Source organism: Rathayibacter sp. SW19 (assembly GCF_030866825.1).
Taxonomy (GTDB): domain Bacteria; phylum Actinomycetota; class Actinomycetes; order Actinomycetales; family Microbacteriaceae; genus Rathayibacter_A; species Rathayibacter_A soli.
In genome coordinates, this window is the sequence record NZ_CP133020.1 from 2157969 (window position 1) to 2171179 (window position 13211).

The window sequence follows — 13211 nt, forward strand, 5'->3', positions numbered from 1 at the left end:
GCCATGCAGTCTGCAGAGGCGGAGCAGGCTGAGGCCGTTCGCGACTTCGACCTGATCGTGATCGGCGCCGGATCCGGCAATTCGTTGATCGGCCCGGAGTTCGACGACTGGTCCGTCGCATTGATCGACGACGGCCGCTGGTTCGGAGGGACCTGCCTGAATGCGGGTTGCATTCCGACCAAGATGTTCGTGCGTGTCGCTGATGTCATCACTGATGCAGTGGACGGTGGGGACATCGGTGTCAGTGCGACAATCGACCCGGTCGACTGGCCAGCGATCCGCGATCGCGTATTTGCGAAAACCGACAAGATCTCCAACGCCGGTTTCCGCTATCGGGACGTGAAGTCGCCAAACGTCACCGTCTTCAGGGAATCGTTCGGATTCCAGGATCGGCACACGCTGGTCAGCGCGAGCGGGGAACGGATTCGGGCACCGCGCATCGTTGTCGCGGCGGGTTCGCGTCCGCGCGTGCTGAACGCGGCGTACGAGCCGGATGACGCGATCACGGATTCAGACACGATCATGCGCATCGAGTCGCTGCCCGAGTCACTGGTGATCATCGGCGGGGGAGCCGTTGCTGCGGAATTCGCACACGTCTTCGGTTCGTTCGGAGTCGACGTCACTGTCGTGACCCGCTCAGAACGGATGCTGACGCATCTGGACGATGAGATAGCCGACCGCTACACCGAATTGGCCCGAGAACGGTGGACGCTTCGCACGGGCGAGACGGTCGAAGCGATCGACCGGATCGGCGACAAGCTGTGTGTCACCACGAGTTCCGGGGTACAGCTGGAAACAGAGCGCGTGCTCGTCGCACTCGGACGCGTGCCGAACAGTGACACGCTCGCTGCGGCATCCGTTGGCTTCGATCTGCACCCAGACGGCCGCATCGCGGTGGACGCGCAGCAGCGGGTCCTCACAGGCGGGTTTCCGGTTGACGGTGTCTTCGCACTAGGCGACGTCAGTTCGCCGTGGCAACTCAAACACGTGGCGAACCATGAAGCGCGGGTCGTGCAGCATAACCTCGCGCATCCGTCCGACCTGACGGGTGGGCGACCTGGGCCCGTGCCAGCAGCGGTTTTCAGCCGACCGCAGATCGCGCACTTCGGTGCGACCGAGCGGGAGGCCCGCGCGGGCGGGGCGGATGTTGTAGCCGTCAGCCAGGAATACCGCACGACCGCGTACGGTTGGGCGCTCGAGGACACAACGAGTTTCTGCAAGCTCGTTGTCGATCGCGCCAGCGGGCGTCTTCTCGGGGCGCACATCATTGGACCGGAGGCGAGCATTCTGCTCCAGCCGCTGATCCAGGCAGCGAGCGAGGAGCGCAGCGTGCGCGGCCTTGCTCGAGGCCAGTTCTGGCCGCATCCGGCCGCGACAGAGGTCGTGGAAAATGCCCTGCTGAAGGCCGAGGAGGCGCTGTGAAGACGCAGGAGGTGCTGTGACCGAACGTCAGATCCGCTTGTTCGGCGACCCGGTCCTGAAGACCGTTTCCGACCCGATCGGCGTCATTGACGAGCGGGTTCGCGCTCTCGTCGACGACCTCATCGACAGTGTGCGACCGCCAGGCCGGGCCGGTGTCGCGGCGGCGCAGATCGGAGTGAACCTCCGTGCGTTCAGCTACAACGTCGACGGCGAGATCGGGTATCTTCTAAACCCCACACTCATCGAATTGAGCGGCGAGCAAGAGCTGATGGACGAGGGTTGCCTGTCGGTTCCCGGGCTCTGGTTTCCGACTTTGCGATACCCGCAGGCCCGAGCGCGCGGGATCGACCTCGACGGCAACGAGCTCGAGGTTGCGGGCAGCGGTGTTCTGGCGCAGGCCCTGCAACATGAGACGGATCATCTTGACGGGCTGCTCTACCTTGATCGCCTTGACAAGCCGAACCGGCGTGAAGCGATGAAACAGGTGCGGGAGAGTTCCTGGTTCTAAGCCGCAGTCAGTTGTTGTCGCACGGCCACCTAGTGGTGGAGCGAGATGCCCTCAGTGGCCGGCGCAGCGTTGTACAGGTTCTCGATGGTGTCCGCGTAGTCGTCCAAGATCACCTGCCGCTTGATGCTCAGTTTCGGCGTCAGGTGCCCGCTGTCCTCGCTGAGCTCAACGGGGAGCACCACGAACTTGCGGATCGATTCCGCGCGCGACACTCGGGAGTTCGCGAGGTCGACCGCGTTCTGCAATTCTTCGAGAACCGCGGGGTGGGTCGCGGCAGTCGAGATGCTCATCTGCGGGTCCAGCCCCTTGTTTGACAGCCACGCCGGGAGCATCTCCGCGTCGAGGGTGATGAGCGCGGCGATGAACGGTTTCTTGTCTCCGACGACGATCACTTGGCTGACCAGCGAGTTCGCCCGGATCGGGTCTTCGAGCGCGGCCGGTGAAACGTTCTTGCCGCCGGCTGTGACGATGATCTCCTTCTTGCGCCCGGTGATTGTGAGAAAACCATCTGAGTCGAAACTGCCCAAGTCGCCGGTGAGGAACCACCCGTCCTTGAGAGCGGCAGCCGTCGCCTCAGGGTTGTTCCAATACTCCTTGAAGACGTTGATCCCCTTGACAGAGATTTCGCCGTCGTCGGCCACGCGCAACGATACGCCAGGCAGTGCGGGGCCGACGGTGCCGATTTTCGAACGAGTAGCGAGGTTCACCGTCGCAGGCGCCGTGGTCTCTGTGAGTCCGTAGCCCTCGAGAATCACGATGCCCAAGCTGTGGAAGAAGTGCCCGAGGTGAGCACCAAGCGGAGCAGAGCCGGACACTGCGTACTTCACGTTGCCGCCCATCGCAGCACGGAGCTTGCCGTAGACGAGCGTGTTGTACAGCAGGTATTTCAGTTTGAGGCCCAGCGGAACAGAGCCGGCCGCGCCGGCCTGCGAGTAGGCAACGGCTGTCGCCGCCGCCTTGCGGAAGATCGCGCCCTTGCCGCCGGCATCCGCTTTCGCCTCCGCCGAGTTGTAGACCTTTTCGAAGACGCGCGGCACGGCGAGCAGGAAGGTCGGTTTGAATGATGCCAGTGCCGGCAGCAGCTGACGGGTGTCCGGCTGATGGCCGACACGAACACCGGCGTGCACGCACAGAATCGAAATGAACCGTGCAAAGACGTGTGCTGTTGTGATGAACAGCAGTGTTGAAGCCCCGTTCGGATCCTCGAGGACCTCTTTCAGCGCAACGGCAGAGTTGCGGGAGAGTTCGACGAAGTTGGCGTGGGTCAGCACGCAGCCGCGCGGTCGACCGGTTGACCCGGACGTGTAGATCAGCGTCGCGATATCATCGGCCCTGGCCAGGTTGCGGCGACGTTCCACTTCGGCGTCCTCGACGGCGCTTCCGGATGTGGCAAGCTTGTCAAGGTCGCCCAGGTCGATCTGCCAGACCTTCTCAATCAGCGGGAGGTCGGGGTGGACCTCGTCGAACCGGGCGAAATGCTCCGGCGTTTCGACGATCAGAGCGCTCGCGCCGGAGTCCGTCAGGTTCCATTGCACCTGCGTCGGCGAACTGGTTTCGTACACCGGCACCAGGATCGCACCGGCGAACAGCACCGCGAAGTCGATCAGCGTCCACTCATAGCGGGTGCGGCACATCAGCCCGATCTTGTCGCCGGGTTCGATTCCTGCTGCGATCAGGCCCTTGGCGAGGGCGCGAACCTGACGGAGGAACTCCGCGCTCGACACGTTGCGCCAGCCGTCGCCGGTCGGCACGGAGAACAAGGCGGCATCCGGTGTCAGCGCAACCCGATCGACCAGCAGATCGGTGATGTTCGCTTCGGGGTCTGCAGCGACAAGCGCGGGTGCGTCGAACTGTTCCACGGTAACTCCTTTGATACCGGTGCGGCTGTGCGGCGGTTTCGGTCTTCCGGGGCTTCCCGATGGCCACATAGCCTTCGGCTAACTGGTTAACTACACTCTAGTTGGTGCGCCTGAGAGGTCTTCTGCCTCGGGCGCGACCCAAACGCTCGTATGGAAAGGCAATCGGTGACGCACGCGATCGGAATCGACATCGGCGGCACGAAGATTGCAGGAGCGCTCGTTGATGAGCTCGGCGTGATTGTGCGCGAGGATCGCAGGCCGACTCCGACGGGTGCAGACCAGCCGCAGCGGATCGTCGAGGTTGTGGTGTCGATGGTCGCCGATCTTTCTGTCGGCGCAGAAGTTGCTGCGGCCGGCGTCGCTGCTGCCGGTTTCATCGATGCCGCTCAGTCGATCGTCTACTACGCACCGAACATCGCCTGGCGCAATGAGCCGTTCCGGGACAAACTCGAGGCGCGACTGAATATCCCGGTCGTCGTAGAGAACGATGCGAACGCCGCGGGGTGGGCGGAGTTCCGTTTCGGTGCCGGGCGTCTGGTCAGCGATATGGTCATGCTCACCATCGGCACAGGGGTCGGCGGGGCGATCGTCAGTAACGATGCACTTTTCCGTGGAGGCTTCGGCGCTGGAGCAGAACTGGGGCATCTGCGGCTCGTGCCAGGCGGCCTGCCGTGCGGCTGCGGCGCGCGCGGCTGCATCGAGCAGTACGGATCGGGCAGAGCGCTGCAGCGGATGGCGAACGAACTGGCAGACGCAGGGGGCATCGGCCAGGCGTTGGCGGATGCGCGACGCCGCACGGGCACACTCTCCGGGGAGGACATCAGCGCGCTCATCCTGGCCGGCGATGCCGGAGCGCTGGCCGCTCTGCGCCAACTCGGAGATGGACTGGGCCAGGCGTGCGCAAGCCTTGGGGCGGTGCTCGATCCGCAGCTGTTCGTGTTCGGCGGCGGTGTAGCGCAGGCGGGCGAACTACTGTTAGAGCCGATTCGTGCAGCATTCCTGGAGAACCTTCCCGCGCGCGGCTATCATCCGGAACCGGAATTCCGGATCGCGCAACTGGTCAACAATGCCGGGGTGGTTGGCGCGGCAGATCTGGCCCGACTGCACGCTGAAACGCGATGAACGCGCTGGAGCAGGACCACGGAGTCAGCTGTGGTCCTAAGCTGAAACGCACGGTGTGAGGGGGCGCCATCCACGATGTTCTACTGGTTCATGAAGTATCTGGTCGCAGGCCCGATCATCAAGTCAATCTTTCGGCCGTGGGTGATCGGCGCCGAAAAGATCCCCAAACACGGCGGCCTGATCCTGGCGAGCAACCATCTTTCATTCATCGATTCGATCGTGCTGCCGCTGATGATCGAGCGCCGGCTCTCGTTTCTTGCTAAGAGCGAATATTTCACGCGAAAAGGTCTCGTCGGATGGTTCACAAAGAGCTTCATGAAGGCGACGGGCCAGCTGCCGATCGATCGATCGGGCGGCAAGGCGTCGGAGGCCTCATTGAACACCGGCCTGCGAGTGCTTGCCGGCGGTGAAGTGCTCGGCATCTATCCAGAGGGCACGCGAAGCCCGGATGCGAAGCTCTATCGTGGGCGCACCGGGGTCGCCCGAATGATTCTCGAAGCGCGCGTTCCAGTCGTGCCCGTCGTCATGGTGGACACCGAGAAGGTCATGCCGATCGGCACACGGCTGCCCAAAGTGGGGCGGATCGGCATCATCGTCGGCGAACCACTCGATTTCTCTCGGTTCGAAGGCATGGAGAGTGATCGGTTCATCCTGCGCTCGATCACGGATGAGATCGTTTACAACCTGCACTCGCTCGGCGGGCAAGAGTATTCGGACGTGTACGCCACCACCGTCAAGGAAAAGCAGGCTTCGCATTCACGATAGGCTCCTCGTGTGGTAGATCCGAACGAGCCCGTCGTGCTGGCTGACGAGACCGTGATTGCGGGGCTTGACCACTGGCGAACGCTCCCGATCAAGCAGCAGCCGACTTGGCCGGACCACGAAGCGGTTCGCGCAGCGTCCGCCGAGATCGCTACCCTGCCACCGCTCGTCTTCGCCGGAGAGGTCGACCAGTTGCGCACGCGCCTGGCGCAGGCCGCCCGCGGCCAGGCCTTCCTGCTGCAGGGCGGTGACTGTGCTGAGACCTTCGCTGGTGCGACTGCCGACCAGATCAGGGATCGCGTCAAAACCATCCTGCAGATGGCCATCGTGCTCACCTACGGTGCGTCCATGCCCGTGATCAAGATGGGGCGGATGGCGGGGCAATTCGCCAAGCCTCGCTCTAGTGACTCCGAGACGCGCGGGGGCGTGACCCTGCCTGCCTACCGCGGAGACATTGTCAACGGCTACGACTTCACGCCGGAGTCGAGACGGGCCGACCCGCGACGGCTGGTCAAGGGCTACCACACGGCGGCGTCGACCCTGAACCTCATCCGTGCGTTCACACAGGGTGGTTTCGCGGACTTGCGCGAGGTGCAAAGTTGGAACCGCGGATTCGCGGCCAATCCGGCGAACCAGCGATATGAGGGCCTGGCCAAGGAGATCGATCGCGCGATCAAGTTCATGGAGGCGGCGGGGGCCGACTTCGACGAACTCAAGCGCGTCGAATTCTATGCCAGCCACGAGGGCCTGCTCATGGACTACGAGCGGCCGATGACCCGGATCGATTCCCGCACCGGCACGCCGTACAACACCTCAGCGCACTTCATCTGGATCGGCGAGCGCACGCGTGAGTTGGATGGTGCCCACGTCGACTTCCTGGCCAGGGTGCGCAACCCGATCGGCGTCAAGCTCGGCCCGACCACCTCGGCTGACGACATGCTGCGACTGATCGACAAGCTCGACCCCGAACGCGAACCAGGACGCCTCACATTCATCACCCGGATGGGTGCCGGCAGGATTCGCGACGCCTTGCCGCCGCTACTCGAGGCGATCAAGGCCAGTGATGCGCTGCCACTCTGGGTCTCTGACCCGATGCACGGGAACGGGCTGACGACTCCGAACGGGTACAAGACCCGTCGGTTCGACGACGTGGTCGACGAGGTCAAAGGCTTCTTCGACGCACATCGTGCCGCGGGCACGCACCCCGGCGGCATCCATGTCGAGTTGACGGGGGATGACGTCACGGAATGCCTCGGCGGGTCCGAACACATCGACGAGGCGACGTTGGCCACGCGGTACGAATCGCTCTGCGACCCGAGACTGAACCACATGCAGTCCCTGGAACTTGCGTTCCTGGTCGCGGAAGAGCTCGGTGCCCCGCGCCACTGACCAGTCGTCCGAAACCGCTGCCCTGCCGGCCGACACTGCTGCCGACGGGCCCAGCCCGCTGGCCGTGTCGCTTGCCGGTCGGATCACCCGCCGAACGGGTTTGCGAATGTGACCTTCACCGTGGATCCCTTCGCGGCTGAAACGCCTCCGGCCGGGTCAGTGGATTGCACGACGAACAGTGTCGGCGCGCCGTCGGCGATCGCCGAGTATGACAGTTTGAACCCGGCGTCCGTCAGAGCCTTCTTCGCGTCTGCCCAGGTCTTGCCGACGACGCCAGGCACGTCGACGGGTGCCGGCCCCCGCGAGGTGTTCAGCAGAATCACGTCTCCAGGGCGCACGACGCCTGCATTCTGCTGCACACCCTCTATCACAGCTCCATCTGGAACCGTGTCGCTGTACGACTGCGACCCTGGTTGGGTTTTGAGGCCGACCGCCACAAGCTTGGCTTGCGCGTCGGCGACGGATGCTCCTGACACATCAGGCACCGGCCCGAGCGAAACTGCCAGATTGACGGTCAGGCCCTCGAAATAACCGCCTCCCTTGGACAGGTCGGCCTTGTCGTCTTCGGCCTTCGCAGCGGAGATCACGGTGCCCTTCGGCACATCCGCGTTGAATTGCTTGTCGATGGCCTTGCCGACCAGGGCACCGGCATCCGTGATCGCCTTTTCCGCTGCGGCCTGACTGAGACCGGCAAGGGCTGGGAGCGTGATCGGCTTGCGACCCTGGGAAACGTGCAGCGTCACGGTGCTGCCCTTGTGCGCGCGCACTCCTGCGGCCGGGTCCGTGCCGACGACCAGGCCGGCGGCCACGGTCAGGCTGTACACCCGATCGGCCTTCACCGTGAACTCGAGCTGCTTCAACGCTGCCGTCGCAGCGGCCTGCGGCTGCGATGCCACGCTCGGCACCGCAACCTGTGCGCCGGGGCCCGCTCCGAAATACCAACCGCCGCCTCCGGCTGCTGCAGCCAGCAGGAGCACGAGCGCGAACACCCACCAGCCTCTGCTGCGGCGTTTGCGAGCCGCCGTGGCGAGCGTGACCACAGCATCAGTTGCCGATGCCTCCGGTCGCACCTGCGCCGTCGGAGGGAGCACGCCGGCGAGAACCTGGGTGTCACCGGTCTGATAGGCGAAATCGGCTGCAGGTGGTAACACCATCGTCGGTTGCAACCCGGCGGGGGCCTCTGTGCCGCCGCGCCGGGCTCGCTCAACCTCGAGCAGCCGCTCCAGCATGACCTTCGCGTCACGCGGCCGGTCCTCGGGGTCGTGCGCCGTCGCCCACAACACCAGTTGATCGAGCTCTGGGGGCACGTCCGGGTTCTTCGTGCTCGGCGCGGGCACGGACTCGTTCGCGTGCTGATAGGCGATCTGCATCGGCTGTTCACCCTGAAACGGCTGCTCACCCGTCAGCATCTCGAACATCATGATGCCGAGCGCGTAGATGTCGCTGCGCGCGTCGGCGACACCACGGGTGACGAGTTCTGGGGAGAGGTAGGCGATCGTGCCGAGCAGGGCCTGCCCGCTTGCCGTGTTGTTCGACGCCGCGCGTGCCAGCCCGAAATCTCCGATCTTGATACGCCCGTCATCGGCCAGCAACACGTTCTCCGGCTTGAGATCGCGGTGCACGATCCCTGCCTTGTGGGCAGCCGCGAGCCCGCTGAGCACCGCTTCCATGATGTCTGTGGTCTGCTCCGGCGTGAGCTTGCCGTAATCCTTCAACAGCTCACGCAGGGTGATGCCGGGAAGGTACTCCATCACCAGGTAGGCCATGTCGGAGTCCTGGCCCTGGTCGAACACGTTGACAACGTTGGGGTGCGCCAGCCGCGCCGCGCTGCGCGCCTCTTGCACGAAGCGACTCTTGAACGTGCTGTCGTCTGCGAGATGTCCGTGCATCACCTTGATCGCCACGCGCCGTTCGAGGCGCAGATCCGTGGCCAGATACACCGTCGCCATGCCTCCTCTGGCGATCCGTGAGCGCACCTGATATCGACCGTCGATGAGGCGGCCGATCATCGGGTCGGGCTGGCTGGTGCTCACCGTTCGAGTCTAGAGATCGATGGGGCAGCTATCCGGATAAAACACCGTGAGCGCCGGTGCGCAGGCCTGGTCATCCGAGTTCGGCAAGCCACGCTCGTGCGGATGCCGCCCATCGTGCGTACGCCTCGGGATGCGCGGACAGCTGGACTGCTTGAGCCGCCTGCGCGAGCGTCATCGATGACCAACCGGGGATATCGAGCAGACCCTTTGTCAGCCCGGGGTGCGGATTGCCCCGGCCACCGAAGAACGACCGCGTGGCGAACTCTGGATCCATGATCTGTTCCGGGGTTCCCCAGCCGGTGCTCGGACGCTGTTGGAACAGGCCGAGCGAGTCTCGATCGCCGACCTGCACATTGCGCAGGCCGGACTCCTGCATGGCCGCCGCAAGGGCGATCACCAGCCCGTAGTCATCGACACCCTCGGCTCGCCCGACGGCGATGATCGTCTGGGCATTCGCGCGCATTTCGGCACTCAACGGCGTCACGGAATCCGCAGCCGACGCCGCGTCAGCCGACGCCGCGTCGGCCGGCGGCGAACCGGCAGGGGCCGCTGTGGCAGCGGAGGAGGGGGTCGCTGCCGTGACAGGTTCAGCATCGGCTGGGGCGGCATCCGGAATTGCAAGTGTCTCGCCCGGGTAGATCACACTGGATTCGTCGAGCCCGTTCGCGGTCAGCACGGTGCGGGTGCTGAGCCCGTAGGTTTCCGCGATGCCGCTGACGGTGTCGCCCGCGATGACCGTGTGGCGCGTGATCGGCGTTGTGCTGACCTGTGCGTGCGGCGTGGGCGGGAGTTGTCCTTCTGTCAAGATCAACGTCTGCCCCGGAAAGATCAGGCTCTTCCAACTCAAGCCGTTCAACGCGAGAATTCCCGCAGTCGACAGCCCGTAGCGTGCGGCGATGCCGCTGACGGTATCCCCGCCGACCACGATGTAGGACTGCGGGGCATTTTCTCCAGTTCGCGGTTGCACCGTCGGCCGGATGCCGCGTGGCGCGCTGTCATTCGGCCGCACGCGATCGGCTCGCCGGGACTGCGCAGCAGTGGCTGGCCCGGCGAGGCCGACCGAGAACGCGATCGTGCTGATGACGACCAGCGGCACCGTCGCGAGAAGGGCCCTTGCCCGGCGCACGGGGGTCGGATCGACCAGATGCCGCGGTTCCCGCGCCGTTGATGAGCGCGATGTTGCTTGCTCCTGCGAGTCCGGTGACTCGGAAACCCTCCCGGCGCCTGGTTCGGGTAGGTCCGGTGGCCGCAACGGCGACATGAACACCCCCAGTGGTTCGCACTCGGCTCAACCGATTGCTGTCTGCGGCACACGCTGACACGGAAAGGCGCAAGAGTCAACGAGCCTCGCGCAGCGTGACGAGATTGAGGCAACCGTGACTTTCTCGCGGTGCGCGGCGAGGGTGAAATTCGTGGCAATCTAGTGCTGTGACCGAGCAGAAGATCGAACGAACCTGGCTGACCATCCCCGACCTCGTCGAAGTGCTTGGCGTCAGTGTCGGCAGAGTGCACAGGCTGATCGAGGACCGCCACCTGTTGGCCGTTCGTCGCGGCGGTGTCCTACAGGTTCCCGCGGATTTCATCGTCGACGGCGAACCGATGCACGAACTGCGTGGCACCTTGTTCGTGCTCGCGGACGCGGGTTTCTCCGACGCGGATGCGATGGATTGGCTGCTCACAGCGGAGGACAGCCTGAGCATCGCCCCGATCGACGCGCTGCTCGCCGGGCGCAAGGCGGAGGTGCGTCGCGTCGCTCAAGCGCTTGGTTGAACAGGCGCCGGGCTGAACTGGCGCCGGGTTGAACAGGCGCCGGGTTGAACTGGCGCCGGGTTGAACAGGCCCGGTTGGTTGCTACGCCGCGCGGTTCGTGACGGAACGGGCCAGGGTGCGTAGCTGCGCGATCGCCGCAGGGTCAAGCGGCGCTTCATCGAGGGAAGCATTGGCTTGCTCGGCGTTGCTCTCGATGAGCCGCTCGACATCCTCGACCGCGCCGCTGGCTCGGATCGTCCGCTGAAGCGTTGCGATCTGCGCAGAGTCGAGGTCGGGGTCTCCGAGCAGCTCGTCAACAAGGCGGCGTGCCGAGCCCGGTAGTTTCTGGCGGGCGATGGCGACGAGCACGGTGCGTTTGCCTTCGCGCAAGTCGTCGCCGCTCGGCTTGCCGGTGACCTCGGCATCGCCGAACACGCCGAGCAGGTCGTCGCGGAGTTGATAGGCGATGCCGAGCGGCAGGCCGAACTCGTGCAGCGTCTCGCGCTGCGCCACGCTGGCGCCGGCGATTGTCGCTCCGATCAGAAGTGGGGCCTCGACGCTGTACTTGGCTGACTTGTAGATGATCACCCTGTGGGCATGAGCCAGCAGCTCGTCCTCGGCCCGGGCGTTCCAGGCGCGTTCCTCGAGGATGTCCAGGTATTGCCCGGCGGTCACCTCGGTGCGCATCCGGTTGAACTGGCTGCGCGCTGCGCTCGCGCGCTCCGGGCGGTCGAGGCTGCCGAGCGCCTCGTCGAGCAGTTCGTCGCTCCAGCCGAGCAGCAGGTCGCCCAGGAGCAGTGCGGATGCTGCACCGAAGTCGTGCGCGGTTCCCGCGTAACCGAGAACTTCGTGCATCGCCTCGAAACGCTTGTGCGCACTGGGTGCGCGTCTGCGGGTGTCGGAGCTGTCGATGATGTCGTCGTGCACCAGGGCGGCGGCGTGGAACATCTCCAAGGCGGCTGCGGTGCCGATCGCAGCGTCGTGCGTGCCGAGCCTGGCATTCGCTCCGTGCACGCTTTGCCAACCGCGGTAGCAGAATTGTGCCCGGAACCGTTTTCCGCCACTGAGAAACTGCCGGGAGAACTCGCAGAATGGCAGGAGATCGTCGCTGATCGAGGTGAGAATAGAGGTGCGTTCGTCAAGGAATCGATCGATTCGAGCTTGCACGAGTTCGGCGAGTCGATTGCTTTCAGCCACGCGCCTAGCCTAGCCGCGCGGACGCGGCTAGAATGAGATGTACGTAACGCATTGAACCCGAAAAGAGGGGGATTGGGATGCCGCTTTCGGAGCACGAGCAGCGCCTCCTCGAAGAGATGGAGCGCAGCCTCTATCACAACGACGCGGATTTCGTCGCGACTGTCGGTGGTCGACGGGGTAAACCGGCCTACCGGTCGATTGTGCTCGGTATTCTGATCACCGTTGTCGGGATCGCCTGCCTGGTCGTTGGCGTCCTCGTTCAGATCGCACTTGTCGGTATTCTCGGCTTCGTGATTATGCTCGGTGGTGTTTTGATGGCGATCGCACCGCCGCGGCACAGAGCAGGAGAACCCGACGAGTCGCCGAATGCGACGGCTGCAGCCGAAAAGGGCCGCGACAATCAGGGGTTCATGGACAAGCTGAACGAACGGTGGGACAAGCGGCAAGACGGCAGCAGCTGAGCACGGGCACACCAGGGTCGATCATCTGATCGGCCCTTTTTTTGCGCCCAAAATCGGGTCGTGTTGCGCGAGAGTGCGACTCCTGCGGCCGAAACTTGACCCAGATTGCTCCAGTTGCTCCATTCTCCTCCACTTAGAGGACCCTTGATTTCCGGGGCTCATATCCGAGTTGAGTCCGGATTTGATCAAATGATCCCAATTTGTGGATGGATGTGGAGTAAAGTGGGGCAACACCGATACCTTGGCCGGAAGATGTGGGGGAAAGCCAATGTTTCTTGGCACCTATGCCCCCAAGCTCGACGAAAAGGGGCGGATCATCCTGCCGGCGAAGTTTCGCGAGGAGCTCGCATCCGGAATCGTGATGACACGCGGTCAGGAGCACTGCCTCTACGTGTTCAGCCAGCGCGAGTTCGAATCGGTGCACGAGAAGATCCGTCAGGCGCCGGTGACCAGCAAGCAGGCCAGGGACTACCTCCGCGTGTTCCTGTCCGGCGCGAGCGCTGAGACGCCGGACAAGCAGCACCGGGTAACGATTCCGCCGATGCTGCGCAGCTACGCGGGGCTCGACCGCGAGTTGATTGTGATCGGCGCCGGATCCCGCGCCGAGATCTGGGACAGCGAGGCATGGGAGACCTATCTCGCCCAGCAGGAAGCAACATTCGCAGACACGACCGAGGAGGTGATCCCGGGACTGTTCTAGCGCCTGGCG

General features: G+C 64.4%; 12 protein-coding genes. 8 read left to right on the forward strand and 4 right to left on the reverse strand.

Annotation, left to right across the window (positions count from 1 at the left end; all coding sequences use genetic code 11):
• The first annotated feature begins 3 nt into the window (after positions 1–3).
• Positions 4–1422, forward strand: a complete 1419-nt coding sequence (locus QU604_RS09910) for a mycothione reductase (protein ID WP_308468639.1) — start codon at positions 4–6, stop codon at positions 1420–1422.
• A gap of 16 nt (positions 1423–1438) precedes the next feature.
• The gene (def, locus tag QU604_RS09915) at positions 1439–1930 is read left to right on the forward strand and encodes a peptide deformylase (RefSeq protein ID WP_308468640.1); all 492 of its coding nucleotides are present in this window, start codon (positions 1439–1441) and stop codon (positions 1928–1930) included.
• A gap of 29 nt (positions 1931–1959) precedes the next feature.
• Here the strand turns inward: def and QU604_RS09920 are convergent, their stop codons facing one another.
• Positions 1960–3789 carry an AMP-dependent synthetase/ligase gene (locus QU604_RS09920; RefSeq protein ID WP_308468641.1) on the reverse strand — a complete coding sequence of 610 codons (1830 nt, stop codon included), beginning with the start codon at positions 3787–3789 and terminating at the stop codon, positions 1960–1962.
• 165 nt (positions 3790–3954) lie between these two features.
• Here QU604_RS09920 and QU604_RS09925 point away from each other — a divergent pair, with 165 nt between their 5' ends.
• The 3 genes from QU604_RS09925 (at position 3955) to QU604_RS09935 (ending at position 7062) form a co-directional block, all read left to right on the forward strand.
• Positions 3955–4911, forward strand: coding sequence for an ROK family glucokinase (locus tag QU604_RS09925; protein WP_308468642.1), 957 nt, complete (start codon positions 3955–3957; stop codon positions 4909–4911).
• Between the two features lie 75 nt (positions 4912–4986).
• Entirely contained in the window at positions 4987–5676 is a 690-nt protein-coding gene (locus QU604_RS09930) for a lysophospholipid acyltransferase family protein (RefSeq protein ID WP_308468643.1), read from the forward strand.
• 9 nt (positions 5677–5685) lie between these two features.
• Complete coding sequence (locus QU604_RS09935) at positions 5686–7062, forward strand: class II 3-deoxy-7-phosphoheptulonate synthase (protein WP_409350016.1); 1377 nt, start codon at positions 5686–5688, stop codon at positions 7060–7062.
• Positions 7063–7145: 83 nt separating this feature from the next.
• Here QU604_RS09935 and pknB read toward each other — a convergent pair whose 3' ends face one another.
• Both pknB and QU604_RS09945 read right to left on the reverse strand, forming a co-directional pair.
• Positions 7146–9095, reverse strand: a complete 1950-nt coding sequence (gene pknB / locus QU604_RS09940; RefSeq protein WP_308468644.1) for a Stk1 family PASTA domain-containing Ser/Thr kinase — start codon at positions 9093–9095, stop codon at positions 7146–7148.
• Between the two features lie 70 nt (positions 9096–9165).
• Positions 9166–10221, reverse strand: coding sequence for a lytic transglycosylase (locus QU604_RS09945; protein ID WP_308468645.1), 1056 nt, complete (start codon positions 10219–10221; stop codon positions 9166–9168).
• Between the two features lie 302 nt (positions 10222–10523).
• On the opposite strand from QU604_RS09945, the gene QU604_RS09950 reads away from it, so the two are divergent.
• A complete protein-coding gene (locus QU604_RS09950; RefSeq protein ID WP_308468646.1) occupies positions 10524–10865 on the forward strand; it encodes an Rv2175c family DNA-binding protein in 342 nt (113 codons plus the stop codon).
• A gap of 81 nt (positions 10866–10946) precedes the next feature.
• Here the strand turns inward: QU604_RS09950 and QU604_RS09955 are convergent, their stop codons facing one another.
• Entirely contained in the window at positions 10947–12041 is a 1095-nt protein-coding gene (locus tag QU604_RS09955) for a polyprenyl synthetase family protein (RefSeq protein WP_308468647.1), read from the reverse strand.
• A gap of 77 nt (positions 12042–12118) precedes the next feature.
• Between QU604_RS09955 and QU604_RS09960 the strand changes: the two genes are divergently transcribed.
• The gene (locus QU604_RS09960) at positions 12119–12502 is read left to right on the forward strand and encodes an SCO2097 family morphological protein (protein WP_308468648.1); all 384 of its coding nucleotides are present in this window, start codon (positions 12119–12121) and stop codon (positions 12500–12502) included.
• Positions 12503–12770: 268 nt separating this feature from the next.
• The gene (gene mraZ, locus QU604_RS09965; protein ID WP_308468649.1) at positions 12771–13202 is read left to right on the forward strand and encodes a division/cell wall cluster transcriptional repressor MraZ; all 432 of its coding nucleotides are present in this window, start codon (positions 12771–12773) and stop codon (positions 13200–13202) included.
• Positions 13203–13211: the final 9 nt, after the last annotated feature.